We start from the raw sequence: 25,013 nt of genomic DNA, 5'->3' as shown, positions 1-25,013 counted from the left end.
GCTATAGCTGCACGGGGTAGTGCGGCTCGCTGATCGTCGGGGAGATGGTGTGCTCGACGAAGATCGCGTGCCACAGCATGAAGATCAGCACCGTCCACAGCCGGCGGCTGTGATCACTCTCGCCTGCGCGGTGCTGGTCGAGCATGGTGCGCACAGCCGCGATGTCGACCAGGTGCCCGGCCTGCGAGCTGTCGATCATCTGGTAGGCCCAGTCCATCAGTTCCCCTGAGCGCAGCCAGTGCCGGATCGGCACCGGGAAGCCCAGTTTGGCGCGGTTGAGCACATGGGCGGGCACGATCGGCTCCAGCGCCCGGCGCAGCGCGTACTTGGTGGTGGTCCGGGTGATCTTCTGGTCGTACGGCAGCCGCGAGGCCACCGCGAACACCTCGGGGTCCAGGAAGGGCACCCGCAACTCCAGCGAGTTGGCCATCGTCATCTTGTCCGCCTTGACCAGGATGTCGCCGCGCAGCCAGGTGAACAGGTCGATGTGCTGCATCCGGGCCACCGGATCCCAACCCGCAGACTGCGCGTAGATCGGCGCGGTGACGTCGGTGTGCGTCCAGGCCGGATCGAAGCCCGGCAACACGGCCCGCAGCTGCTCGTCGGAGAAGCTGCGCGCGTTGCCGTAGTAGCGCTCCTCGAGCGTCAGCGACCCGCGATGCAGCAGGCTCTTGCCCCGCACACCTTCGGGCAGCGGGCGAGACGCCCGGCCAAGCGACTTGCGCAAGGGACGGGGGAGATAGTCGAATCCCTTGAGGGACAGCGGTTCTCGATAAATCGTATAGCCGCCGAAGAGTTCGTCAGCGCCCTCGCCGGAGAGCACCACCTTGACGTGCTTTCGCGCCTCGCGCGCAATGAAATACAACGGCACCAGTGCCGGGTCTGCGACGGGTTCGTCGAGGTACCAGACGATTTCGGGCAGCGCGGCCACGAACTCCGCCTGGCTGACCACCTTGGCGATGTGCCGCGCGCCGATGGCCTCCGCGGAAGCCACCGCCACGTCGACCTCGGAGAAACCTTCGCGTTCGAAGCCGGTGGTGAAGGTGATCAACCGTGGGTTGTGCCGGATCGCCAGCGCGGCGATCGCGGTCGAGTCGATACCGCCGGACAGAAACGCCCCGACGGTGACGTCGGCGCGCATGTGCTTGGCCACCGAATCCTCGAGGACCGCGGTGATCTCGTCGTAGCGGGCCTGCTCGCTGCCCGTGGTGAAGGGCTTTGCGGCCAATCGCGGGACGAAGTAGCGGCTGATCTTGGGCGCCTCGCCGGGGGCGATCACCGCATAGCAGCCCGACTCCAGCCGGCGGATGCCGCGATTGAGGGTCTCGGGCTCGGGCACGTACTGCAGCACCGTGTAGTGCTGCACCGCACGCACGTCGATGCCGATGTCCACGCCCAGCGTCGGCGCGAGGTCCAGCAGGCACTTCTTCTCGCTGCCCACCGCGGTGCCGCCGGGTCCGGTCGCCATGAACAGCGGCTTGATGCCGAACGGATCGCGGGCACAGAACAGCACCTGCTCGCGGGTGTCCCACAGTGCGAAGGCGAACATCCCGCGCAGCCGGCCCAGTGCCTCGGTGCCCCAGAAGTGGTAGGCCGCCAGGATCGCCTCGCCGTCGCCGTCGGTGGCGAACACCGCGCCGTGCTGCTCGGCGAGTTCGGCGCGCAGCTCCAGGTAGTTGTAGATCTCGCCGTTGAACACCAGCACGTAGCGCTCGGGATCGTCCTGCGGACCCCACCGCAGCGGCTGATGCGAGTGGGCGATGTCGATGATCGAGAGCCGGTTGAAACCGAGGACGACCTGTTCATCGGCCCACGTCCCGGGCTCGTCGGGCCCGCGGTGGCGCATCAGGTGCGACGCGCCGGCCACCGCATCGACTGTCGCCGGCGTGATAGCGCTTGCCGGGGCTGAAACCAGGGCAAGCAGTCCGCACACGCGGCCAAGTATGCCGCACGGCCACGGCTGCTTCGAACGCACGGCATCGTCGGGGAAATGACGGAACACGACCGAATTGGAGGTGTGCCGGGCTTGCTGTTCGCGCGTGGTCTACGCTGCGTAGTATTCGATGCGCGGAAAAGTTCCCGCGATCCGAAAAATGCGGTTCATTAGGGCCACGAGCAGGACCTTGAAACAGGAGGCGCCACAGTGAAGACCCGCGGATCCCGGCTCCGTTCGGTGGCGCTGGCCGTCACCTTCGGTGTACTGGCGCTGACGCTCAGCGGGTGCAGCTGGCAGGAAGCCCTTGGCCTCGGATGGCCCAAGGGCATTACTCCGGAGGCGCATTCCATGCGTGATCTGTGGGTGGGCTCTGTCATCGCAGCCCTGGTCGTCGGTGTCATCGTGTGGGGCCTGACGTTCTGGACCATGGCGTTCCACCGCAAGCGCAAGGGCGATGAGTCGATGCCCCGCCAGTTCGGCTACAACATGCCGCTGGAGCTGGTGCTGACGGTCGTGCCGTTCCTGATCATCTCGGTGCTGTTCTACTTCACCGTCGTTGTGGAGGAGAAGGTGGTGCACCGGGAGGCCAATCCCGAGGTCGTCATCGACGTCACCGCCTTCCAGTGGAACTGGAAGTTCGGCTACCAGAAGATCGCCTTCACCGACGGCACCTTCAACTACGACGGCGCCGACCCGGCCCGCAAGGCCGCCATGGTGTCCAAGCCCGAGGGTCTGGACGCACACGGCGAGGAGCGCGTCGGCGCGGTCCGCGGCCTGAACCCCGAGGATCGCACCTACCTCAACTTCGACAAGGTCGAGACGCTGGGTACCAGCGACGAGATCCCGGTCCTGGTGGTTCCGGTCGGCAAGCGCATCGAGTTCCAGGTGGCCTCCGCCGACGTCATCCACTCGTTCTGGGTGCCGGAGTTCCTGTTCAAGCGTGACGTCTTCCCGAACCCGGAAGCCAACCACACGGAGAACAAGTTCCAGGTCAGCGAGATTCAGGAGACCGGGGCATTCGTCGGGCGCTGCGCCGAGATGTGCGGCACCTACCACTCGATGATGAACTTCGAGGTCCGCGTGGTGTCGGCCAACGACTTCAAGGCCTACATGGACGCCCGCATCGCCGGCAAGACCAACGCCGAGGCGTTGCAGGCCATCAACCAGTCACCGACAGCGACCACCACGCACCCCTTCGACACCCGTCGGGGCGAGCAGGTCATTCCGCAGGCGAGCAAGTAGGGGATCGCTCATGCATATCGAAGCCAGGCTGTTCGAAATCCTGACCGCGTTCTTCGTCCTCGCCGCCGTCGTGTACGGGGTACTCACCGCACTGTTCGGCAACGGTGGAATCGAGTGGGCGGGCACCACCGCGCTGGTGTTGACCGCCGGCCTGTCGCTGATCATCGGCACCTTCTTCCGGTTCGTGGCCCGTCGTCTCGACACCCGGCCCGAGGATTACGAAGACGCCGAAATCAGCGATGGCGCAGGGGAGTTGGGCTTCTTCTCCCCGCACAGCTGGTGGCCGATCCTGATCGCCCTGTCCTTCTCGACCGCTGCCGTCGGCGCTGCGCTGTGGCTGCCCTGGCTGATCGCGGCCGGCGTCGTCTTCGTGCTCGCCGCCGTGTCCGGCCTGGTCTTCGAGTACTACGTCGGGCCCGAGAAGCACTGACCATTTCGAAGGTCACAACACGGCGTCACTTGGCGCCCAACGGTGTGCTGCGACGCGCCCTGCCCGCCCGGTTGGGTAGGGTTCTGCCAGGGCAACGCGATCCGTCGGCATGCTGCGCGCCAGTCCTTGGCCCGCGTGCTGCGGTGATGTAGTCGAAAGAGGACAGGCGAGGATGAGCGGGCCGAATCCGCCACATGAGGAGCCGGGCGGTCAGCCCCCGGATCAACCGACCCAGGAGTACCGCGAGGACACCAGCGGCACCGGGTTTCATGCTTACTCTGCGCCCGAATCCGAGCAGTGGACCGCCGGCCCCTACGTCGCACCGGATCCCCGCCTCTACGACTACGACAACTACGACTCAGCGGCCGAAGTCGTCGAAGACGCCGAGCCGCCCAAATGGCCCTGGGTCGTCGGTGTCACTGCGATCATCGCTGCCATTGCCCTGGTGGTGTCGGTGTCGCTCCTGGTGACGAGCACCGACACCGACCAGCTGGCCACGCCTGCGACCACGACGACCGTCAGCCTTCCGCCGGTGCAGGACGAGATCACCACCACAGTCCCGCCGCCACCGCCGCCCCCGCCGCCGACGACCGAGGAACCGCCGCCGCCACCGCCGCCCACCGAGACGGTGACCGTGACGCCGGAGCCGCCACCACCCCCACCCCCGCCCGCTACGACGGAGGCACCACCGCCTGTGACCACGACCACCGCGGCACCGCCGCCCACGACCACCACGCCTGCCGGGCCGCGCCAGGTGACCTACAGCGTCACCGGGACGAAAGCGCCCGGCGACATCATCACGGTGACGTACGTCGACGCCTCGGGGCGTCGCCGCACCCAGCGCAACGTCTACATTCCGTGGTCGCTGACCGTCACACCCATCTCTCAATCCGATGTCGGCTCGGTGCAGGCCTCCAGCCTGTTCCTGGTCAGCAAGCTCAACTGCGCCATCACCACCAGTGACGGAACAGTGCTGTCGTCCAATCAGAACAACGCTGCACAGACAAGCTGCTGATGGCACGCGACACGGAACTCGCCGGAGCCGGGGCGACAGAGCATGACGGCCGATCGCCGCAGACGGTGGACCGCCTGCTGGTCGGGATATGCGGGGCGATCTGGCTGGTGCTGCTCGCGGTGACGGTCGTCGCGATCGTCGCGCTGGTGGATCTCAGCCGGGGGCACACCCTCGGCGGCGAGGGCAAGCAGACACCCTGGGTGCTCTACAGCGTCATCGTGGTCTCCGCGTTGATCATCGTCGGCGCGATCCCGCTGCTGCTGCGCGCCCGGCGAGCCGCGCTGACCGAACCGCCGGCACCGTCGCGGCCTGCCACACCGGCCGCACAGACCCCCGCTTCGGCCGCTGGGCGGCCCGTGGAGGCGCCGACGGAGAAGCTGAAGGTCTTCGGTGCGACCGTCGACCCGTACGAGCCGTATCAGCCGGCATTCGCGCAGTCGTCGACGTCGCGGGCCGACCTGTTGATCCCGCAGACCGAGCTGGACCGCCTGTGGCTGCGGGGCAGCGCGACCCTGCTGGGGGCGATCGGTCTGGCGTTGGGCGGGGTCGCGCTGGCGACCTACCTGCTCGCCGTGGACAGCACCACCGCAGCCTGGGTGGCACTGGGAGTGGCGGGCGTCGTCACGATCGCCATGCCGGCCATCCCGGTGTTCTATCTTCGCGAGCTGCGCGGCGCGCTCGACGAGTAACTGCGGCTCAGTGACCCTCGCCTGGATTCATCCCCGGTGATGATCGAGGCTGCCCGACGGGTCGGTCGCTGTGCTGCACCATCTTCGCGCAGACCACATCCTGCCGCGGCTGGCTGCGGCACTGCGCCCCGGTGGCGGGTGCGGTTTCGCGGCGTCAGTGACCATTCCCCGCTCGCAACCCGCCAGGTGGGGGAGCTGGCGCGCCAGGTGTTACCCGGCTCGACCGTTTGGCGGTTGTTGTTCTGGCGCTACCTGCTCGTCTGGCATAAGCCACCGGCGTAGCCCCGGGGCAGAAACGCCGAAACCCCGGGTCCGCAGGACCCGGGGTTTCGACTGTGGAACTAACTAGTGCTGGCCATTGCCGTTCGAGCTGTGGCCGTTCGAGCTGGGCTCGTCGTCCTGCCACTCGCGCAGCGCGGTCAGCGCCTTGTGTTCGGTCGCGTGTGCGGCCTCGTTGAGTGCGGCATCCTCGGAAGCCGGATCGGCTGTCAGGAAGCTGCCGCGACCCGGTGCGCCACCGGAGCCCAGCTTGTTCATCCGCTTCGGCAGGGCAGCGCCCTGGTACTCCAGCGGAATCGGGTGGCCGTGGTCGTCGACCGGTCCCAGCGGCTGGTGCAGCTCGATGTAGGCACCGTGCGGCAGCCGCTTGATGATGCCGGTCTCCACACCGTGCTCGAGCACGTCGCGGTCACTGCGCTGCAGGCCGACCGCCCAGCGGTAGGCGATGAAAAACACCAGCGGCGGCAGCACCAGCATGCCGATGCGGCCGATCCACGTCGTCGCGTTCAGCGAGATGTGGAACTTCAGCGCGATGATGTCGTTCATGCATGCGTAGGTCAGCAGTATGTAGAACGAGATCGCCATCGCGCCGACCGCGGTACGGACCGGTGCGTCACGCGGACGCTGCAGCAGGTTGTGGTGCGCGTTGTCCCCGGTGAACTTCTTCTCCAGGAACGGCCACACGATGAGCAGCATGAACACCAGACCCATGCCCAGCGCGATCCACACCGGCTGCGGGATGGTGTGGTTGCCGAAGTAGATCTCCCATGGCGGGAACAGACGGATCAGGCCGTCGGTCCACATCATGTAGAAGTCGGGCTGGCTACCGGCCGACACCTGCGAGGGCTTGTAGGGGCCGATCTGCCAGATCGGGTTGATCTGCAGCAGGCCACCCATCAGGCCCAGGATGCCGAGCACCATCGCGAAGAAGGCGCCCGACTTCACCGCGAACACCGGCATGACACGGACACCGACGACGTTCTTCTCGGTGCGGCCGGGGCCGGGGAACTGGGTGTGCTTCTGGAACCACACCAGCGCCAGGTGAACTCCGATGAGCGCCAGGATGATTCCCGGGATCAGCAGAATGTGCAGCGCGTAGATGCGGGGGATGAAGATGCTGCCGGGGAAGTCGCCGCCGAACAGCGCCCAGTGCATCCAGGTGCCGACGACCGGGATACCCATCGTGATACCCGAGAGGGCGGCGCGGACGCCGGTGCCCGACAGCAGGTCGTCGGGCAGCGAGTAGCCGAAGAAGCCCTCGAACATCGCCAGGATCAGCAGCAGCGAGCCGATGACCCAGTTGGCCTCGCGCGGGCGGCGGAACGCGCCGGTGAAGAAGATGCGGGCCAGGTGGACCATGATCGCCGCGGCGAACATCAGGGCAGCCCAGTGGTGGACCTGGCGGACGAACAGACCGCCGCGCACCTCGAAGCTGATGTCGAGGGCGGTCTCGTAGGCCCGCGACATCTGCACACCGCGCAGCGGCTGGTACACGCCGTTGTAGGTGACCTCGGCCATCGACGGGTCGAAGAACAGCGTGAGGTACACGCCGGTGAGCAGCAGGACGATGAAGCTGTACATGGCGACTTCACCCAGCAGGAACGACCAGTGCGTGGGGAAGACCTTGTTCAGCTGTCGCCGGACTGCGGCCGACGGGTGGTAGCGGGAGTCAACGGCGTCGCCCTGGGCGGCAAGGCGATCAGCGATCTTGGAACTCATGATGTGCGCTCCCAGAATGCGGGTCCGACAGGTTCGATGAAGTCGCCATTGGCGACCAGATAGCCGTCCTGATCAATGGTGATCGGCAACTGCGCCAGTGCCCGTGCGGCCGGGCCGAAGATCGGCCGGGCGAAATGCAGTGCGTCGAACTGGGATTGGTGGCACGGGCACAGGATGCGGTAGGTCTGCTGCTCGTAGAGCGAGGACGGGCAGCCCAGGTGCGAGCACACCTTGGTGTAGGCGAACAGGTCGCCGAAGTTGAAGCTCTCCTGGCCCTTGCGCTTGACCACGCGGGACATGTCGACCGGTTTGATGCGGATCAGCATCACCGGGTTGCGGACGCCCATTCCGATCTCGGCCAGCTTCTCGTGCGACTCAAAGGTGGTGCCGTCGCCGTCGGACTCCCGCCAGGGGAACACCGTCTCCATGCCGCCGGCGTCGAGGTCCTCGGGCCGCATCTTGACGAACGGGGACTCGCCCGGCAGGCCGGTGGCGCGGGCCAGGAAGATGGTCTCGCCCGTGAAGCGGGGGGTCCAACCGGAGGTCCACAGCACCGCCTTCTTGCCTTCGGCGGTGGGCACGACCGGCTTCCAGGGGTTCTTGATCAGGCCGCCGACGAAGGCCACCAGCGTGCCGACGCCGAACGCGCCGATGCCGATACCCAGTGACAGGCCAAGCACCTTGCGCCGCCGGATCGTCGAGCCCTCCAGGGCGTCGGTGAGGTTGGCCGCGACCGTCTTGCGGTCGAGCTCCGAGGAGGCACCGTCGTGGCGCTCCTGCACCGAGATCTCCTGCGGGATGAACCGCTTCTGGAAGAGCACCGCGCCGATACCGATCGCCAGGATCGACAGGCCGAAGGTCAGGCCGTACATCGGTGTGGCGAGGGTGTACAGGAAATTGCCCTTGGCGCCCGCCGGCTTGTACTCCCAGGGCCAGAACAGGAAGACCAGCAGCAGCGCCAGACCGGCCACGCCGCCGAGCAGCAACCAGAACGCCACCAGGCGTTCGGCGCGCTTCTCGGCGCGAGTGCCCTCGATCGGCCAGCGCGGCTCCTTGAGGATGGTCTCGACGCCGTCGATCCGGCCGCCAAGTTCGACCAGCTCCTCGCGTGACATCTCTGCCAGCTGCTCGTCAGTCGGCTTGTTCACGTCGCTCATGCCCTCGCCCCGATCCACAGCGCCACACCGATTGTGGCGACCATGCCGATGATCCAGATCGCCATGCCTTCCGGCGCAGGCCCGAACCCGCCGAGCCCGTAACCGCCGGGATTCGGTGTCTCACTGGCCATTCGGACGTAGGCGACGATGTCCTTCTTCTCCTCCGGCGACAGCTGACGCTCGGAGAACTTCGGCATGTTCTGCGGGCCGGTCAGCATCGCGGTGTAGATCTGGGCCGGAGTGGCCTGATCCAGCTCCGGTGCGTACTTCCCGGACGAGAGCGCACCGCCCCTGCCGGTGAAGTTGTGGCACGACGCGCAGTTGAGCCGGAACAGGTCGCCACCGCGGGCGACGTCCTGGCCCATCAGCGAGTGGTCGGCGATCTGACCGTTGGCGTCGCGGGGGACCAGTGGTCCGCCGCCGTTGGCCTGCACGTAGGCACCGAGCGCGTCGATCTGAGCCTCGTCGAAGATCGGCGCCTTGCGGGGGGCCTGCGCCTCGCCGCGCATCGCCGGCATCCGGCCGGTCGAGACCTGGAAGTAGACCGCCGCCTCGCCGACACCGACCAGGCTGGGCCCGCGCCCGTCGATGCCCTGGAGGTTGGCACCGTGGCAGGTGATGCAGGCCGTGTCGTAGAGCTGCTGACCGGTGCGCAGCAGCGCCGACTGTGATTCGTCGGCGACCGCGACCTGCGGGGTGGGGGTCAGCGTGGCGGCCAGCGCACCGGCGAAGCCGAGGCCGACCAGCAGAAGAACAGCGCCAGTCAGGCGGCGACGCAGTCGGCGGCGAGATTTGTCGCTCATGCCGGATCCGAACCGCCCCGTTGTCTTGAGCATCGAACCCCTTCTCATCAACGGATGAAGTAGATCGTCGCGAACAGGGCGATCCACACGATGTCAACGAAGTGCCAGTAGTAGGACACCACGATCGCCGCAGTCGCCTGCGCCGGCGTGAACTTGGCCATTCGGGTGCGCAGCAGCAGGAGCACGAAGGCCACCAGACCACCGACGACGTGCAGGCCGTGGAAGCCGGTTGCCAGGTAGAAGACGCTGCCGTAGGCGCTGCTCGGGATCGTGGTCCCGTGGGTGATCAGGTGGTAGTACTCGTAGGCCTGGCCGAGCACGAAGAAGGTGCCCATCGCCAGGGTGATCGTGTACCAGCGGCGCAGCCCGAACACGTCACCGCGTTCGGCCGCGAACACACCCATCTGGCAGGTGAATGATGACGCGATCAGCACCAGCGTCACCGGTACCGCCTGATACAAGTTCAGCTCGGTCGGTGGCGGCGGCCATACCCCGCCGGCCTGAGCACGGGCAGTGAAGTACATCGCGAACAGTCCAGCAAAGAACATCAACTCACTGGAAAGCCACACGATGGTGCCAACACTGACCATATTCGGCCGGTTCAGCGAATGTACGCGCGATGTGATCGCAGTTCCCGAAGTGCCAACAGCGCTCGTCACATCAAGAAGTATGACGCTTTGTAGTTGTCGAGGTACAGCCAGGGGCCGAATTGGTCATAACTGTCGTTGGTCGGCACTGTGAAGTTCCCGGGCGGCATGCGAATATCGGCGCGTGACCGAGTCCGTTTCGCACCCCCCGTCCGACCCCCCGATCTCGACATGGCCGCAGCTCCTGGGCCGGTTGACCGCCGAGACGGACCTCGAGCCGGGGGAGGCCGGCTGGGCCATGGACCAGATCATGACGGGAGCCGCGACACCGGCTCAGATCGCCGCCTTCGGCGTGTCGATGAAAATGAAGCGCCCGACGGCCGCCGAGGTGCGTGAGTTGGCCGACACGATGCTGCGATACGCCCAGCGGGTGCCGACCGATGTGATCGGCACCGACACCGTCGACATCGTGGGTACCGGCGGGGATCGCGCCAACACCGTCAACCTGTCGACGATGGCCTCGATCGTGGTGGCGGCCGCAGGCGTGCCGGTGGTCAAGCACGGTAACCGGGCGGCGTCGTCGAAGAGTGGTGGCGCCGACATGCTCGAGGCGCTCGGGCTGCGCATCGATCTGGGCCCCGAGGAGGTCGCCCGCAGCGTCGCCGAAGTCGGCATCGGGTTCTGCTTCGCGCCGGTCTTTCATCCCTCGCTGAAGTACGCCGGCCCGCCGCGTCGCGAGATCGGCGTCCCGACGGTGTTCAATCTGCTTGGGCCGCTGACCAATCCGGCGGGGCCGCGGGCGGGCCTGGTGGGCTGCGCGTTCGCCGACCTGGCCGAGATCATGGCCGGTGTGTTCGCCGCGCGCCGATGCAGCGTGCTGGTCGTACATGGCGACGACGGGCTCGACGAGCTGACCACCACGACGACGAGCACGATCTGGCGGGTGCAGGCCGGGACGATCGACAAGCTGACCTTCGATCCGCTGGGCTTCGGGTTCCCCCGGGCCAGGATCGAGGAGCTGGTCGGCGGGGACGCCGAGTTCAACGCCGCCGAGGCGCGCAACGTGCTCGCCGGCGCGACGGGCCCGGTCCGCGACGCGGTGATCCTCAACGCCGCGGGCGCGATGGTCGCGCATGCCGGGCTATCCAGCCACGCCGAATGGCTGCCGTCCTGGGAGGAGGGGCTGGGCCGGGCTGCCGAAGCGATCGACTCGGGGGCCGCCGAGCAGCTCCTGGCGCGTTGGGTGCGCTTCACGCAGGAGCTCTGAGTCCAGCCGCTGGGCCTGGTCGGCGGCCAGCCGCGCCGAGCGCGCTGCGTCGGACCAGGACGACCACGGCCCGGCTGAGCCGGCTGGTGAGGCGAAACCTGTTGTCGCGCTGACAATTCGGACACCGGGTGTGGCCAGCCAGCGGGCGATCAGCGCGGTCTCCTCGACCAGCGCGCCGCCCAGCGGTGCCGCCTGCGGCAGGACTGTCTGGGCGCAAGCCTGAAGGGCCTCGACGACCAGCATGGGCGGCACCCGGCGGGCAGCCACCCCGGCTGCGGCGAGTTGCCCGCGCCGGATGACCACCAGCTGCCAGCCGCCGGCGCCGTCGGGTGCGGCGGCCACCAGCTCCTCGACGGCGGCCAGGGCCCGCAGCCGCTGACCACGCCACAGGACGTCCACCGCGGCCGCGGTCTGGTCGCGCAGCCGTGCGGCGCTCTCGTAGCGGGCCTTGCCGGCCAGTTCCTCGACGCGGGCCACGGCGTCGGCCAGGGCGCTGTTGTCGAGCCCGTCGATGAGCGCAGCGGCCCGCTCCGGTGCCGGGCCGTAGTCCGCGGCGCCTGCCCCGCGCGGCGCGGGGCAGGGCGCGATCTCCCGTTCCGGGCAGGCCGGGCCGTGCTCGCCGGTGCGGCCGATCCGGGCCGTGCAGGTGCGCACGCCGGTGAAGCGTGCGACGAGTTCGGCGGTGTCGACGGCGTCGGCGCGGGACCGGAACGGGCCGATCGCCCGGTCGTGCCGCGGCTGCCGGACGACGGACATCCGCGGGAAGGCTTCGTCGGTCAGCACCACCCACCACCAGCGGTGCGGAAAGCGGGAGCGACGGTTGTAGGGCGGGGCGTGGGCGGCCAGCAGCCGTAACTCCCGCACGCCGGCCTCCAGCGGGTGCGCGCATTCGACGTGGTCGACCGCGGTGGCCAGCGCCACCATCTCCTTCATCCGGCCACGTGGGTCCGCGCCGTTGAAGTACTGGCCGACGCGGCGGCGCAGATCGGTGGACGTTCCGACGTAGAGCACCTCACCGGTAGGCCCCCGGAACAGGTACACCCCGGGCCGGTTCGGCAGCCGCGCTGCCAGCGACCGCTTGCTGCGCTGGGCGTTGGAGATGTTGGGCAGGTAGCCGCGCAGATCGGCATAGGTGTGGATGCCCTGGTTGCCGACGCGTTCGATCAGCGCGTGCAGGACGTCGACCGTGGCGCGCGCGTCGTCCAGCGCCCGGTGGGTGGGCTGGGTGGCCGCGCCGACCAGCTTGGCCAGCGTGGACAGCCGGACGCTGGGCGCCTCCTCCCTGGTCAGCACCCGGCGGGCCAGTCGCACGGTGCACAACACCGGCGGGCGCGGCCAGGTGATGCCGCACTGTTCGGCGGCCGATTTCAGGAACCCGATGTCGAAGCCGGCGTTGTGGGCGACGAGGACGGCCCCGCGGGCGAACTCCAGGAAGGCCGGCAGCACCGATCCGATGGTGGGTGCGTCGTGGACCATCGCGGTGGTGATGCCGGTGAGCTGAACGATCTGGGGCGGGATGGCCCGTTGCGGGTCGACCAGGGTGGCGAACTCGCCGAGCACCTCGCCGCCGCGGATCTTGACGGCGCCGATCTCGGTGATGGCGTCACGCGAGCCGTCTGCCGATGCGGTGGCCCGCCCCCCGGTGGTCTCGAGGTCGACGACCACGAACGTGGTGTCCCGCAGGGACACGTCGGCGGCCGGGTCGATGTCGGCGAAGCTCAGCTGCGCGTCGATCGAGGGGCCGTCCACAGCTGTCGACGTTATGCAGCGGCACCGACAGGTCAGCGCTGCCACACCGGGACGGCCACGAACTCCGCCCGTTCTTGTCGGTGCCCCCGGTTAGCGTGCGGCCAAGCCAATGAGAGGAGACCCGCTATGGGTACGGAGCCAGGTGATCCGGTGGTCATCGACTGCGAGGACTGTGCGGTTCGCGGCCCGGGCTGCCGGGATTGCGTCGTGAGTGTTTTGCTGGGTGTCCCCGAGACGTTGCTCGACGACGAACGGGCAGCGCTCGAGGTGCTCGCCGACGCGGGGATGGCGCCCCGCCTGCGGCTGGTCCCCATCCATCGCCACGGGGGTTCGGGCCTGGCCAGCTGAACGCCTGGTACGTTGGCCGTCAGGTTGTGACTTGTGTGGCGGGCGTGACTAGCCATTCTGTTAAATCTTGATCTCGCGTTGGACAATGCCGATGCCATTTCGTAACCTGTTCGAGACCTAAGGCAGATCGACGCAGAAAGCGTCGGCCGCACTTAAAAGGATGCGTAATCTTGAGGTTTGATCGCAGCTCCCTGACGAAAAGCGTTCTTCGGCGCCATGTAGTCGGTGGGATCGCGGGCCTCCTGTTCGCCTCGGCCGTTATCACCGGCACTGTGCACGCAGACCCCGCTGAAGACGGGGTGGCAAAGCTCAATGAGCTGTCCCGGCAGGCCGAGCAGCTCACCGAATCCATGCATTCCGCTCAGCTTGATCTTGACAAGAAGCTGCAAGTCCAGGCTGCCGCCGAGAAGCAGCATGTTGACGACCTGGCCGCCGTCGATACCGCCAAGACGCAGCTGGCTACCTATCAGGTGTCGGTCGACAAGTTTGCTGCGGCCATGTACATGGGCGGCCGGATGGACGGGTTCAACGCCATCCTGACCGCCGAGTCACCGCAGGGCCTGATCGACAAGATGGCCGTCCAGAAGGTCATGTCCACCGAGATGACCGCGCAGATGCAGAGCTACCGGCGGCTGTCCGACGAGACTGTCAAGGCCGAGGCGGCTTCTGCCAAGTCGGCGGCCGACGCCAAGACCGCCGCCGAACAGGCCGCCGCGGTCCGCGCTGACCTGCAGCGCAAGCAGTCGCAGTTGCAGGTGCAGATCGCCATCGTCAAGTCTCGCTACCAGACGTTGACACCGGATCAGCGGACCGCGCTGGCCGCACCCGGCCCCGTCCCGCCGCCGGAGATTCTGGCCGCGCCCGCTCCCGAGGCGCTGCCGCCGATCGACGCGCCGCCGCCACCCCCGGAGGCCGCCGAGGTCATCCCGATGGCTGCCGTGCCGTCGCCCGGTGAAGGTTCCGGAGAAGGTTCAATCGCCGTGCAGGCTGCCCTGACCCGAATCGGGGACCCCTACGTCTGGGGCGGCTCCGGTCCGAACCAGTTCGACTGCTCCGGCCTGGTGATGTGGGCCTTCCAGCAGGCCGGCATCTTCCTGCCCCATTCCAGCCAGGCGCTGGCCGCCGGCGGTCAGCCGGTGTCGATGGACCAGATGCAGCCCGGCGACGTCGTGAACTACTACTCCGACGCATCGCACTCGGCGATCTACATCGGCGACGGGATGATGGTTCACGCGTCGACATTCGGCGTACCGGTGCGCGTTGCCCCGGTGAACAACGCACCGATCTACAACATCCGCCGGTACTGACCAGCCGATCCGCCCGCACCTGGCTGCCGGTCACCCTCGCGGTGGTCGTCGCGACCGCCGCCGTGGTGGCAGCCTTCCTGTTCGCCGCTCCCGCCCATCGCGACCCCGCCCCGAGCGTCACTTCGGCGGCTCCGGCCACGCCCGCCCCGCTCGTCGTCGGCGACAACCGCACGGTGCGCCTGATCAGCCTCGGCGCAGGCGCTACCGACGCCCTGCTCACCCGTGTCGCGGCGGATATCGATGAGGCAGTCCGCGCCGTCGAGTCTTTCTGGGGCACCGACTGGGAGCACGAGATCGTCGTCATCGCCACCGGCTCCGACGCCCAGTTCATCGCCGAGGCGGGCCTGGATCCGCGCAGGCAGTGGTCGGACATCGCCGCCGTGTCGGTGGCCGACAGCGTCGACCTCCAGCACCGTCGCGCCACCGGACAGCGGATCGTCTTCTCGCCGGGCGCAGCGGCCATGAGCGAGGCGTCGCTGCGGATCGTGCTCACCCACGAGCTGTTTCACCTCGCCGCCCGCACCGACACCGCGCTGGACGCACCGCGCTGGCTTGTCGAGGGGGTGGCCGATTTCGTCGCCCGCCCCGCCACGCCGCTGCCGGCCGGCGCCGCCGCCGACACCGCGTTGCCGACCGACGCCGCGCTCGACGCCGCCGGACCGGCCCGGGCCATGGGATACGACCGCGCCTGGTGGTTCGCCCGGTTCGTTGCCGACAGCTATGGCGTCGACGGGCTGCGCAGGCTCTACACCGAGGCCTGCGGGCCTGGCCACCCGGACTTTCCCACTGCGGTGCGCCGCGCACTCGACACGGACATCGCCGGCCTGAGTGCGCGCTGGGCGCAGTGGCTGACCCGATAGCGTGTGAAGCGATGACGCGAGTCCTGCTGGTCACCAATGACTTTCCGCCGCGCCCCGGCGGCATCCAGTCCTACCTCGAGCAGTTCGTCGGCCGGCTGGCCGCTACCGGTGAACACCAGCTGACGGTGTATGCCCCGCGGTGGAAGGGCTGCGAGGACTACGACGCCGCAGCCGGTTACCGGGTGGTGCGGCATCCCGGCACGCTGATGCTGCCGGAGCCGGCTGTCGACCGCCGGATGCGCGCCCTGATCGCCGAGCACGACATTGAGACGGTGTGGTTCGGTGCGGCGGCCCCGTTGGCCCTGCTGGCCAACCGTGCGCGCCGCGCCGGGGCCAGCTGGGTGGTGGCCAGCACCCACGGTCACGAGGTGGGCTGGTCCATGCTGCCGGGTGCCCGCTCGGCCCTGCGCCGCATCGGCGACACCACCGACGTGGTCACGTTCGTCAGCGACTACACCAGGGGCAGGTTCGCCTCGGCGTTCGGGCCCAAGGTCAATCTCCAGCACCTCCCGTCCGGCGTGGACACTGACCGGTTCCGTCCGGATCCCGCTGCGCGCGAGGAACTGCGTGCGCGCTACCGGCTGGGTGGACGCCCCACCGTCGTCTGCGTGTCCCGGCTGGTCCCGCGCAAGGGGCAGGACATGCTCATCCGGGCGCTGCCGGAGATCCGGCGTCGCGTCGAGGGCGCCGCGCTGGTGATCGTCGGGGGCGGTCCACACGCTGATCAGCTGCGCCGGCTGGCCCGCGACGGCGGTGTCGGCGAGCACGTGGTGTTCACCGGCGGCGTACCCAGTGCCGAGCTGCCGGCCCACTACGCGATGGCCGATGTCTTCGCGATGCCTTGTCGCACAAGGGGTTACGGACTCGACGTCGAAGGGCTGGGGATCGTGTTCCTGGAAGCCTCGGCAACCGGGGTGCCGGTGGTCGCGGGCCGGTCCGGCGGCGCGCCGGAGACCGTTCGCGACGGCGAGACCGGGCGTGTGGTCGACGGACGTTCACTAGCCGAGATCGTCGACGCTGTCAGTGCCGTGCTGGCCGACCCGGCGCTGGCCGCGCGGATGGGGGAGGCCGGGCGCCGATGGGTCGCCCAGGACTGGTCGTGGGCCGCTCGGACCGCCAGACTCGCCGAACTTCTGTGTCCGCCCGCTCCGCTCGTGTGACCATGAGCCGATGTACACCCCGCCACTGTTCAGGGCGCTGGCCGCCGTGGTGCTGGCGGCCGCGACCCTGGTGACCGCCGTCCCGGCGGCGGCCGACGACGGCTGCCCCGACGTCGAGGTCATCTTCGCCCGCGGCACCGGCGAACCGCCCGGACCCGGGCGGGTGGGTCAGGCCTTCGCCGATGCCCTGGCCCCGCAACTCGGGGGCCGCTCGCTGGGCGTCTACGGCGTCAACTACCCGGCGAGCCTGAATTTCCTGGCCGCGGCGGCAGGCGCCGACGACGCGGCGGCGCGCATCGCCGACATGGGCCTGCGGTGCCCGCAGACCAGGCTGGTACTCGGCGGCTTCTCCCAGGGAGCGGCCGCGGTGTCGATGCTGGCCGGGGTGCCGCCGGTCGGCGACCGCATCGGCAGCATCGGGTCGGCCGCCCCGCTGCCGCCCGATGCGGCCGGCCGCGTCGCCGCGGTCGCGGTGTTCGGCAACCCGGGCGCCCGCTTCGGCGCTCCACTGAGCAGCACCGGTGCATTCGCGGGCCGCGCCATCGACGTGTGTGTGCCGGGTGACCCGATCTGCTCCAACGGCCGCGAACGTGCCGCGCACAGCGCCTACGAACTGCCGCCCTACCCGCAGCAGGCAGCCAACTTCGTCGCCGGGCTGATCTAGCGGCTCAGCGGATTCTTGGCTTGGGTGGCTACCCTCGCCCCGTGTTAGTCAGCCAGGTCGACGTTCGGCGTTGCCGTCCCCGGACCGACTCGCTGACCGGACTGCGCGCGGTGGCGGCGCTGCTGGTGGTGGGCACGCACGCGGCCTTCGCGACCGGCACGCTGTCGCACGGCTACGTCGGCGCCATGGCGGCGCGCCTGGAGATCGGGGTCGCGATCTTCTTCGCGCTGTCCGGATTCCTTCTGTTCGGCCCGTGGGTCACGGCGGCCGCCACCAGCGCACCGGCTCCGGCGGCGGCCGACTATGCGCGCCGGCGAATGCGTCGCATCATGCCGGCCTACGTCGTGACCGTATTGCTGGCCTACGCCGTGTATTCGGTCTTCTCCGCCGGGCCCAACCCCGGACAGAGCTGGGCCGGCCTGGCCCGCCATCTCACGCTGACCCAGATCTACACCGACAACTATCTGCTGACCTACCTGCACCGCGGCCTGTCCCAGACCTGGAGTCTCGCTGTCGAGGTGAGCTTCTATGCGCTGCTGCCGGCCATCGCGTGGGTGCTGACCACCGTCCTGTGCGCTGACCGGTGGCGCCCGGCGCGCCTGCTGACGGGTCTGGCCGGGCTGGCCTCGATCAGCCTGGTGTGGCAGCTCGTGGTGAGCGGCACCGACTGGCTGCCCAACTCCGCAGGCATGTGGTTGCCCGCCCATCTCGCGGCCTTCGCAGGCGGCATGGCGCTGGCCGTCCTGGCCGAGATGGGAGTCCGTTGTCCGGCGCGGATCGCGCTACCCGTCGCGCTGTGCGGTTTCCTCGTGGTGTGCACGCCACTGGCCGGGTCGATCACCATGGGACCGGTACAGATCTGGGAGCCGCTGACCAAGACCGCTCTCTACGCCGTGGTGGCGGCGTTGGCCGTGGCGCCACTGGCATTGGGCGACCGCGGACTGGTCCACCGCCTGCTCGCCAGCAAGCCGATGGTCTGGCTGGGTGAGATCTCCTACGAGATCTTCCTTCTCCACGTGCTGGTGATGGCCCTCGTGCTCGCCGAGGTGCTGCGCTGGCCACTGTTCACCGGCTCGATGACCGGGTTGCTCGCTGCCACGCTCGTGCTCACGATTCCGCTGGCGTGGCTGTTACGCCGGCTGACGGCCCGCGCCTACTTGGCGTAGATCGCGTCGATCTCGTCGGCGAACTTCTCGGCGACGACGTTGCGCTTGACCTTCAGGGTCGGGGTGAGCTCGCCGGTGAGCACCGTGAAGTCGCACGGCAGAATCCGGAACTTGCGGATCGACTCGGCATGGGACACATGCTGATTGGCGTCCTTGATGGCCAGTTCGATCTCGCCCAGCAGGTCCGGGTCCTCGCGGAGGTCTCCCACCGACGCCTCGGCGGACTTGCCGTGGTGCTGCTTCCAGACGTCGAAGGCTTCCGGGTCGATGGCGATCAGCGCACCGATGAACGGCTGCTTGTCCCCGACGGCCATCGCCTGGCTGATCAGGGGATGCGCCCGCAGCGCGTCCTCGAGCACCGCGGGTGCGACGTTCTTGCCGCCTGCGGTGACGATGATCTCCTTCTTGCGGCCGGTGATCGACAGAAATCCCTCGGAGTCGATGCTGGCCAGATCGCCGGTGTGGAACCACCCGTCGACGATCGCCTCTCCGGTGGCCTTCTCGTTGCGCCAGTACCCGCTGAACACCACGCCGCCCTTGACCAGCAACTCACCGTCGCCGGCGATCGTCATGCTGTTGCCCGGCACCAGCTTTCCGACGGAGCCGACCTTGAGTTCACCGATGCGGTTCACCGTGATCGCGGCGCTGGTCTCGGTCAGCCCGTAGCCCTCGTAGATCGACAGCCCCACGCCCCGGTAGAAGTGACCGAGCCGCTTGCCCAGCGGCGCGCCGCCGGAGATCGCCGCGTGGCAGTCACCGCCGAGGGCGGCGCGCAGCTTGCCGTAGACCAGCCGGTCGAACACCGCGTGCCCGGCTTTGAGCACCAGGTTGGGCCCGCCGGATCCTTTCCCCGAGTCGCTTCGCTCCTGCCCGCCGGCCTCCAGCGCTTCGCTGTACGCGATCGCGGTCTTGACCGCCAGGTCGAAGATCCGGCCCTTCCCGCTGTCGCGGGCATTCAATTCCGCTGTGTTGTAGACCTTTTCGAAGACCCGCGGCACCGATACCACGATGGTGGGCTTGAAGACCTGCAGCATCGGAACCAGGTTCTTGATGTCGCTGGTGTAGCCCAGCGTGACCTTGTTGGCGAACGCGGTCATCGACAGCGCGCGGGCCAGCACGTGCGCCAGCGGCAGGAACACCAGCAGCCGTTCGTGCTGTCGCAGCAGGGTTGGGAAACACGTTGCGGCGCCACGTGTCTCGTGCAACAGGTTGGAGTGCGTCAACTGCACGCCCTTGGGCCTGCCGGTGGTGCCCGAGGTGTAGATCAGCGTGGCCGGATCTTCCGAGCGCAGACCGTCGAGCCGGCGGCTGAGTTCGGCGCCGTCCACCGTGGCGGCGGCCTCGGCGAGCTCGTCGAGCGCCTCGACCCGCAGCGACGTGCGCAGCGCGGGCAGCTCGCCGCGCAACTCGGCGACCATCTGCGTATGCCCGTCGGTCTCGGTGAACACCGCCACGGCGCCGGAGTCCTCCAGCACCCACCGCACCTGCTCGGCCGAGGAGGTCTCGTAGATCGGCACGGTGACGCCGCCGACGGACAGGATCGCGTAGTCCAGGATCACCCACTCGTAGCGGGTCCCGGACAGGATCGCCACCCGGTCGCCGGCCTGCACGCCTGACGCGATCAATCCCAGCGCCGCCGAGCGGATCTGGGCGGCCACCTCGGCACACGTCACGTCGGTCCAGGCGCCGTCGACCAGGCGCTGCAGGATCACATAGTCCGGATCGTCGCGCTCGTGTTCGTAGACCGAGCTGACGACGTTGTCGTTCTCGCCGATGGTGAACGGCGCCGGAACGCTGTACTCACGCACATGAACCCCTTGTGGAATCGCGCTTGGATTCCGTCCAGCCTAGTCAACCGCGCGGCTCGGCTGTGACGGCCTTCACCGGCCGGGCCGCGATCGGCTGGACATGCCGATATGTGAAGCTTGTGGCATGCACAGCATCCAGATCGCCGACGAGACCTTCGTCGCCGCGGATCCGGCCGCCGTCGGCCGCGCGGTGTCCGATCCGGCGGGATGGCGGAGATGGTGGCCGGACCTGCGCCTGGAGGTCGTCGAGGACCGCGCCGACAAAGGGGTGCGCTGGACGGTCGCAGGGCCGCTGACCGGCACCATGGAGATCTGGCTGGAACCCGTGCTCGACGGTGTTCTGCTGCACTACTTCCTGCACGCCGAGCCGACCGGTGCGGCGGCCTGGCAGCTGGCGAAGATGAACCTGCCCAAGCTGACCCACCAGCGCCGGGTGGCCGGCAAGCGGATGGCCTTCGAGGTCAAAGCCGCGCTGGAGGCGGCCCGTCCGGTGGGGGTCGCCCCCCAGCGGTGATATGAGGTCACACCGCGGGCCGGGAGGGTACCGTTTGTGGCCAAGGAGGCAAGGCATCAGTGGCTGACAAAACGTCGCAAACCATCTACATCGATGCGGATCCACGCACCGTGATGGACGTGATCGCCGACATCGGTTCCTATCCGCAGTGGGTGTCGGAGTACAAGGAGACCGAGGTTCTCGAGTCCGACGAACAGGGTTTCCCGCTGACGGCACGGCTGCATCTCGACGCCGCGGTGCTGCGGGACACCATGGTGCTGTCCTACGTGTGGCCGCCCGAGCGCACATCGGTGCGCTGGTCGCTGGTATCCAGCTCGCTGCTCAAGGCGCTCGACGGTGCATATATCCTGGCGCCCAACGGTTCTGGGACCGACGTCACCTATGAGCTCTCGGTGGACCTGATGATCCCGATGATCGGGCTGCTCAAACGCAAGGCCGAACGCAGGCTGACCGACACCGCGCTGAAGGACCTGAAGAAGTGGGTCGAGGGCTGAGTGAAGCCCGATGACCCTCCCGCCGCCGATGCGGGCTCCGCAGCCCGGGCCCGGATCAGCTTCTTCGTCGGCAAAGGGGGAGTAGGCAAGTCCACGCTGGCCTGCGCGACCGCGGTGCGGGCCGCCCTGGCGGGCGACCGGGTGCTGGTGGTGTCCACCGACCAGGCGCATTCCCTCGGTGACGTGCTGGGCGTGCCGGTCCCGCCGACCGGCGACCGGGAGCCGGTGCGGATCCTCACTGAGCAGGAACTGGGTGCGGGCGGCGCGGGCCACCTCGACGCACTGGCGCTGGACACGCTGTCTCTGCTGGAGGCGCGGTGGCGCACCGTCGCCCCGGTGCTGGCCGGGCGGTTCCCCGAGTCTGATCTCAAAGATCTTGCACCCGAAGAGCTTTCGACATTCCCCGGAGTGCAGGAGGTACTGGGCCTTGCCGAGGTTTCCGCACTGGCCGCCGGCGGGAAGTGGGACTACGTGGTGGTGGACTGTGCATCGACGGCCGATGCGATGCGGATGTTGACGCTGCCCGCCGCGTTCGCCATGTACGTCGAGCGGGCCTGGCCGCGTCACCGCAGGCTGAGTTCGGCTGCCGAGGACATCAGGGGTGCGGCCACCGTCGCCGTGGTCGAGTCGATCGCGGGCGGCATGGAAGCGCTGTCGGCACTGCTCACCGACGGCGAGCGGGTCAGCGCCCACTTGGTGCTCACCGCCGAGCGGGTGGTCGCGGCCGAAGCCGTGCGCACCCTGGGCTCGCTGGCCCTGATGGGGGTGCGGGTCGCCGAGCTGATCGTCAACCAGGTTCTGGTCCAGGACGATTCGTACGAGTACCGCAACCTGCCCGATCACCCCGCCTTCGACTGGTATGCCGAGCGGATCTCCGAGCAACGGGTCGTCCTCGACGAACTGAGCACCGCGACCGGTGACGTCGCGCTGATCCTGGCCCCGCATCTGGCCGGCGAGCCGATCGGGCCCAAGGCACTCGGCCAGCTGCTGGACAGTGTGCGGCGCCGGGACGGCTCGCCGCCGCCCGGGCCGCTGCGGCCCGTCGTCGACCGGGAGTCTGGCTCCGGCCTCGATGCGGTCTATCGCATGCGGCTAGAGTTGCCGCAGGTCGACTCCGGCACGCTGACGCTGGGACGAGTCGACGACGACCTGATCATCGGCGTAGCCGGGATGCGACGCCGGGTTCGGCTCGCATCGGTTCTGCGCCGATGCACCGTGACCGATGCGGCACTGCGCGGCAATGAGCTGACAGTGCGCTTTCGACCCAATCCGGAGGTGTGGCCGGCGTGAGTGGCACCAGCCACCCCGACATCGGGCCCGAGTTGCGCGCCCTGGCTCAGGCGATCCTGGACCGCCTGGACCCGGCGGTGCGTGCCGCGGCGGCGATGGCCGCCAACCCGGACAACGGCCCGGCCAAGTGCCAGCAGGTGTGGTGCCCGGTGTGTGCCCTGGCGGCACTGGTCAACGGTGAGCAGCACCCGCTGCTGACGGTGATCGCCGAGCACAGCGTGACGCTCATGACGGTGATCCGGTCGATGGCCGGGGATGCGGGTGCGTCCTTCGGTCCGGACGGACCCGCGGCCACCGAGGGCGAGGTGCCCGACCCGTCGGAGTCCCCGCGCAGCCGCTACCAACACATCCCGGTCACCGTGGAGGACTTCCCCGGGCCGGCGTCTGAAGATCCGGTGTGAACCGGAACCGACCTGTGGTCGGTGCCCCGGCACCTGGGTAGAGTTAGCGCAAAGCGCGCGCCCGATTGGGAGGCTCCATGTGGTATTGGCTGTTCAAGTACATCTTCATGGGACCGTTGCTGTCTTTGCTCGGTAGGCCGAAAGTCGAAGGGCTGGAATATGTTCCAGACAACGGCCCGGCCATTCTGGCCAGCAACCACCTCGCGGTCGCGGACAGCTTCTACCTCCCGCTCGTGGTCCGCAGGCGGATCACCTTCCTGGCCAAGCAGGAGTACTTCACCGGCACCGGACTCAAAGGCTGGTTCAACCGGTGGTTCTACACCGTGGCCGGCCAGGTCCCGATCGACCGCACCGACGCCGACGCCGCGCAGGCCGCATTGGACACCGCCCAGCGTCTGCTCAACCAGGACAAGCTGCTGGGTATGTACCCCGAAGGCACCCGCTCGCCGGACGGCCGGCTCTACAAGGGAAAGACCGGCCTGGCCCGGCTGGCCCTGGAGACCGGGGTTCCGGTGATTCCGGTCGCGATGATCGGAACCGACGTCGTCAACCCGCCCGGATCCAAGATGTGGCGCTTCGGCCGGGTGACGGTCAAGTTCGGCAAGCCGATGGACTTCTCCCGGTTCGACGGCCTGGCCGGCAACCGGTTCATCGAGCGGGCGGTCATCGACGAGGTGATCTACGAGCTGATGAAACTCTCCGGCCAGGAGTACGTCGACATCTACGCCGCGTCGGTCAAGGAGGGGCAGGCCGACCCTAAGCCGGCCGCACCAGGTCAGCCACCGGCGCGGTTCCCGGAGACCGCCGCGGGCTAGCCGTCGGCGTGCGCACCGTCAGGCCGGCGACCACGAGCACCGCCAGCGCCCACCACACGTAGGACATCCCCAACAGCTGCCGCCACCACGAGGCGGTCTCCTCGTGATGCTTGGGCAGCAACTCCAGCGGGATCCACACCATCAGCGCCACCCCTACCGCGCTCACCACGGCGAGCGCGATGTTGCGCCGCCGATAGGCCAGCACCGACGTGACGACGATCGTCGGCAGCGCCCACACCCAGTGATGTGACCACGACACCGGCGAGACCATCAGGCCGAACAGCGCCACGCAGATCAGCGCCAGCGCCGGCTCTCCGGCGGGGGCGACGCGCCGCACCGCCCAGACCGTCAGCCCCAGCACCGCGAAGCAGGCCGCGACCCACAGCAGCAGGTGGGTGGTGTGGCTCAGGCTGAGCCGCGCCAGCGAGCCCGCGATGTTCTGGTTGGTGTTCAGCGCGGCGCTGCCGATGCGGTCGGTGTGGCGCACCGTCGTCGTCCAGTACTCGACGGAGTCGCGCCAGGCGAACGCGAAGCCCACCGCAGTGGCGGCGAGGAACGAGGCGAAGGCCGTCACGGTGGCGCGGACGTCGCGGCGCAGCACGAAGTACAGCAGGAACACCGCAGGCGTGAGTTTGAACGCGATGGCGATCCCGAGCAGCAGTCCCCGCGGCCACGGCGTGCGCCGTGGCACGCAGTCCGCGATCACCAGCGTCATCAGGACGACGTTGATCTGGCCGAAGGCGAAGTTGGCGGCGATGGGCTCGAGGTAGACCACCGAGAGCGCCACGATGCCCGCCGCCAGCCAGCAGCGCCGCAGCCAGGCCGGCTCGCCGGTCAGCGTCGAGTGCTGCCACACGTCCAGGCGGGTCAGCACGATCCAGATCGACACCAGCAGCAGCACCAGGGTGATCACCGTGATCGCGATACTGGCGGCATCGAGTCCCAGCCAGGCGAACGGACTGAACAGGATCGCCGCCAGCGGCGGATAAGTGAACGGCAGGTCGAGGCCGATGCGGGTGGCGAACGTCGCGTCGCCGGCGTAGAGCGGGCGTCCGTCCAGCCAGGCCTGCGCGCCCATCCGGTAGACGTCGATGTCGATGCGGTAGGGGATGTGCCCGAGCAGCAGCCACCCCGCGTAGACCAGCAGTGCCAGGATCGCCAGCTGGGCCATCCGCCAGCCGACGGTCAGCCAGGACCGGGCCCTGGGTGATAGCGGGCCGCGCCCGAACACACTGCCCGTCTCGAGCGGCTGCCGCGTACTCATGTCGCAGACAGACTATCGGGGCGCGCTGGGTGAGGCGCATATCCCCGGC

General features: G+C 68.6%; 23 protein-coding genes and 1 pseudogene. 16 read left to right on the top strand and 8 right to left on the bottom strand.

Translation table 11 applies throughout. The annotated features are described in order from the left end of the window. Position 1: 1 nt before the first annotated feature. Positions 2-1,933 (bottom strand): asparagine synthase (glutamine-hydrolyzing), encoded by a 1,932-nt coding sequence (asnB, locus tag OG976_RS02935; RefSeq protein WP_328357645.1) that lies wholly within the window; start codon positions 1,931-1,933, stop codon positions 2-4. A 210-nt stretch (positions 1,934-2,143) separates the two neighbouring features. Here asnB and ctaC point away from each other — a divergent pair, with 210 nt between their 5' ends. The 4 genes from ctaC to OG976_RS02915 all read left to right on the top strand — a co-directional run bounded on the left by ctaC (position 2,144) and on the right by OG976_RS02915 (position 5,312). Beyond that, complete coding sequence (gene ctaC / locus OG976_RS02930; RefSeq protein ID WP_328357642.1) at positions 2,144-3,178, top strand: aa3-type cytochrome oxidase subunit II; 1,035 nt, start codon at positions 2,144-2,146, stop codon at positions 3,176-3,178. A 10-nt stretch (positions 3,179-3,188) separates the two neighbouring features. Next, on the top strand, positions 3,189-3,608 hold the full coding sequence (locus OG976_RS02925; RefSeq protein WP_328357639.1) for a cytochrome c oxidase subunit 4: 420 nt from the start codon (positions 3,189-3,191) through the stop codon (positions 3,606-3,608). A gap of 172 nt (positions 3,609-3,780) precedes the next feature. After that, a complete protein-coding gene (locus OG976_RS02920) occupies positions 3,781-4,623 on the top strand; it encodes an MmpS family transport accessory protein (protein WP_328357636.1) in 843 nt (280 codons plus the stop codon). Continuing rightward, positions 4,623-5,312, top strand: coding sequence for a DUF2561 family protein (locus OG976_RS02915; protein ID WP_328357633.1), 690 nt, complete (start codon positions 4,623-4,625; stop codon positions 5,310-5,312). Before OG976_RS02920 ends, OG976_RS02915 begins: the two co-directional genes overlap by 1 nt. A 345-nt stretch (positions 5,313-5,657) precedes the next feature. Here the strand turns inward: OG976_RS02915 and qcrB are convergent, their stop codons facing one another. The 4 genes from qcrB to ctaE are packed head-to-tail and all read right to left on the bottom strand — an operon-like array spanning position 5,658 to position 9,929. Next, positions 5,658-7,310 carry a cytochrome bc1 complex cytochrome b subunit gene (gene qcrB / locus OG976_RS02910; RefSeq protein WP_328357630.1) on the bottom strand — a complete coding sequence of 551 codons (1,653 nt, stop codon included), beginning with the start codon at positions 7,308-7,310 and terminating at the stop codon, positions 5,658-5,660. Continuing rightward, the gene (qcrA, locus tag OG976_RS02905) at positions 7,307-8,467 is read right to left on the bottom strand and encodes a cytochrome bc1 complex Rieske iron-sulfur subunit (protein WP_328357627.1); all 1,161 of its coding nucleotides are present in this window, start codon (positions 8,465-8,467) and stop codon (positions 7,307-7,309) included. Before qcrA ends, qcrB begins: the two co-directional genes overlap by 4 nt. After that, the gene (gene qcrC / locus OG976_RS02900) at positions 8,464-9,303 is read right to left on the bottom strand and encodes a cytochrome bc1 complex diheme cytochrome c subunit (protein WP_328357624.1); all 840 of its coding nucleotides are present in this window, start codon (positions 9,301-9,303) and stop codon (positions 8,464-8,466) included. Before qcrC ends, qcrA begins: the two co-directional genes overlap by 4 nt. A gap of 14 nt (positions 9,304-9,317) precedes the next feature. Then, on the bottom strand, positions 9,318-9,929 hold the full coding sequence (ctaE, locus tag OG976_RS02895; RefSeq protein ID WP_328357622.1) for an aa3-type cytochrome oxidase subunit III: 612 nt from the start codon (positions 9,927-9,929) through the stop codon (positions 9,318-9,320). A gap of 112 nt (positions 9,930-10,041) precedes the next feature. On the opposite strand from ctaE, the gene trpD reads away from it, so the two are divergent. Next, positions 10,042-11,124 carry an anthranilate phosphoribosyltransferase gene (gene trpD, locus OG976_RS02890; protein WP_328357619.1) on the top strand — a complete coding sequence of 361 codons (1,083 nt, stop codon included), beginning with the start codon at positions 10,042-10,044 and terminating at the stop codon, positions 11,122-11,124. Here the strand turns inward: trpD and OG976_RS02885 are convergent. Then, positions 11,062-12,873: pseudogene (locus OG976_RS02885) on the bottom strand (DEDD exonuclease domain-containing protein); the annotation flags it as partial. The gene trpD and the pseudogene OG976_RS02885 overlap by 63 nt on opposite strands. 126 nt (positions 12,874-12,999) lie before the next feature. Between OG976_RS02885 and OG976_RS02880 the strand changes: the two are divergent. The 6 genes from OG976_RS02880 to OG976_RS02855 all read left to right on the top strand — a co-directional run bounded on the left by OG976_RS02880 (position 13,000) and on the right by OG976_RS02855 (position 18,378). After that, a complete protein-coding gene (locus OG976_RS02880; protein WP_328357616.1) occupies positions 13,000-13,221 on the top strand; it encodes a hypothetical protein in 222 nt (73 codons plus the stop codon). Between the two features lie 170 nt (positions 13,222-13,391). Beyond that, positions 13,392-14,528, top strand: coding sequence for a peptidoglycan hydrolase RipC (gene ripC / locus OG976_RS02875; RefSeq protein ID WP_442930412.1), 1,137 nt, complete (start codon positions 13,392-13,394; stop codon positions 14,526-14,528). Positions 14,529-14,569: 41 nt separating this feature from the next. Then, a complete protein-coding gene (locus tag OG976_RS02870) occupies positions 14,570-15,388 on the top strand; it encodes a hypothetical protein (RefSeq protein ID WP_442930411.1) in 819 nt (272 codons plus the stop codon). A gap of 11 nt (positions 15,389-15,399) precedes the next feature. Next, entirely contained in the window at positions 15,400-16,548 is a 1,149-nt protein-coding gene (locus OG976_RS02865) for a glycosyltransferase family 4 protein (RefSeq protein ID WP_328357613.1), read from the top strand. Between the two features lie 10 nt (positions 16,549-16,558). Continuing rightward, positions 16,559-17,212: a cutinase family protein gene (locus OG976_RS02860; protein WP_328357610.1), complete on the top strand. Its 654-nt coding sequence runs from the start codon at positions 16,559-16,561 to the stop codon at positions 17,210-17,212. A 41-nt stretch (positions 17,213-17,253) separates the two neighbouring features. Further along, on the top strand, positions 17,254-18,378 hold the full coding sequence (locus OG976_RS02855) for an acyltransferase family protein (RefSeq protein WP_328357607.1): 1,125 nt from the start codon (positions 17,254-17,256) through the stop codon (positions 18,376-18,378). On the opposite strand, the gene OG976_RS02850 is transcribed toward OG976_RS02855, so the two are convergent. Continuing rightward, positions 18,366-20,186, bottom strand: a complete 1,821-nt coding sequence (locus OG976_RS02850; protein ID WP_328357604.1) for an AMP-dependent synthetase/ligase — start codon at positions 20,184-20,186, stop codon at positions 18,366-18,368. The genes OG976_RS02855 and OG976_RS02850 overlap by 13 nt on opposite strands. Before the next feature lie 124 nt (positions 20,187-20,310). Here OG976_RS02850 and OG976_RS02845 point away from each other — a divergent pair, with 124 nt between their 5' ends. The 5 genes from OG976_RS02845 (at position 20,311) to OG976_RS02825 (ending at position 23,700) form a co-directional block, all read left to right on the top strand. Further along, positions 20,311-20,700, top strand: coding sequence for a polyketide cyclase / dehydrase and lipid transport (locus tag OG976_RS02845; RefSeq protein WP_328357602.1), 390 nt, complete (start codon positions 20,311-20,313; stop codon positions 20,698-20,700). A gap of 59 nt (positions 20,701-20,759) precedes the next feature. Next, positions 20,760-21,194: an SRPBCC family protein gene (locus tag OG976_RS02840; RefSeq protein ID WP_328357599.1), complete on the top strand. Its 435-nt coding sequence runs from the start codon at positions 20,760-20,762 to the stop codon at positions 21,192-21,194. Beyond that, positions 21,195-22,484 (top strand): ArsA family ATPase, encoded by a 1,290-nt coding sequence (locus OG976_RS02835; RefSeq protein ID WP_328357596.1) that lies wholly within the window; start codon positions 21,195-21,197, stop codon positions 22,482-22,484. It abuts the gene before it with no gap. After that, positions 22,481-22,885, top strand: coding sequence for a hypothetical protein (locus OG976_RS02830; RefSeq protein ID WP_328357592.1), 405 nt, complete (start codon positions 22,481-22,483; stop codon positions 22,883-22,885). The genes OG976_RS02835 and OG976_RS02830 overlap by 4 nt, the downstream gene beginning before the upstream one ends. A 77-nt stretch (positions 22,886-22,962) precedes the next feature. Further along, positions 22,963-23,700 (top strand): lysophospholipid acyltransferase family protein, encoded by a 738-nt coding sequence (locus OG976_RS02825; RefSeq protein WP_328357589.1) that lies wholly within the window; start codon positions 22,963-22,965, stop codon positions 23,698-23,700. On the opposite strand, the gene OG976_RS02820 is transcribed toward OG976_RS02825, so the two are convergent. Further along, a complete protein-coding gene (locus OG976_RS02820; RefSeq protein ID WP_442930410.1) occupies positions 23,642-24,964 on the bottom strand; it encodes a glycosyltransferase 87 family protein in 1,323 nt (440 codons plus the stop codon). The two genes, OG976_RS02825 and OG976_RS02820, sit on opposite strands and share 59 nt — an antisense overlap. Positions 24,965-25,013: the final 49 nt, after the last annotated feature.

Origin of the sequence: Mycobacterium sp. NBC_00419 (assembly GCF_036023875.1) — a bacterium.
In the GTDB taxonomy this organism is placed as follows: Bacteria; Actinomycetota; Actinomycetes; order Mycobacteriales; family Mycobacteriaceae; genus Mycobacterium.
This window is presented reverse-complemented; position numbering and strand designations above follow the sequence as displayed.

What these genes read in the sequence shown, in the direction of transcription:
- OG976_RS02925 (WP_328357639.1), top strand. Translation starts at nt 3,189, where the DNA reads ATGCATATCGAAGCCAGGCTGTTCGAAATCCTGACCGCGTTCTTCGTC.
- OG976_RS02920 (WP_328357636.1), top strand. Translation starts at nt 3,781, where the DNA reads ATGAGCGGGCCGAATCCGCCACATGAGGAGCCGGGCGGTCAGCCCCCG.
- OG976_RS02915 (WP_328357633.1), top strand. Translation starts at nt 4,623, where the DNA reads ATGGCACGCGACACGGAACTCGCCGGAGCCGGGGCGACAGAGCATGAC.
- qcrB (WP_328357630.1), bottom strand. Translation starts at nt 7,310, where the DNA reads ATGAGTTCCAAGATCGCTGATCGCCTTGCCGCCCAGGGCGACGCCGTT.
- qcrA (WP_328357627.1), bottom strand. Translation starts at nt 8,467, where the DNA reads ATGAGCGACGTGAACAAGCCGACTGACGAGCAGCTGGCAGAGATGTCA.
- qcrC (WP_328357624.1), bottom strand. Translation starts at nt 9,303, where the DNA reads ATGCTCAAGACAACGGGGCGGTTCGGATCCGGCATGAGCGACAAATCT.
- OG976_RS02880 (WP_328357616.1), top strand. Translation starts at nt 13,000, where the DNA reads ATGGGTACGGAGCCAGGTGATCCGGTGGTCATCGACTGCGAGGACTGT.
- OG976_RS02865 (WP_328357613.1), top strand. Translation starts at nt 15,400, where the DNA reads ATGACGCGAGTCCTGCTGGTCACCAATGACTTTCCGCCGCGCCCCGGC.
- OG976_RS02860 (WP_328357610.1), top strand. Translation starts at nt 16,559, where the DNA reads ATGTACACCCCGCCACTGTTCAGGGCGCTGGCCGCCGTGGTGCTGGCG.
- OG976_RS02845 (WP_328357602.1), top strand. Translation starts at nt 20,311, where the DNA reads ATGCACAGCATCCAGATCGCCGACGAGACCTTCGTCGCCGCGGATCCG.
- OG976_RS02825 (WP_328357589.1), top strand. Translation starts at nt 22,963, where the DNA reads ATGTGGTATTGGCTGTTCAAGTACATCTTCATGGGACCGTTGCTGTCT.
- OG976_RS02820 (WP_442930410.1), bottom strand. Translation starts at nt 24,964, where the DNA reads ATGAGTACGCGGCAGCCGCTCGAGACGGGCAGTGTGTTCGGGCGCGGC.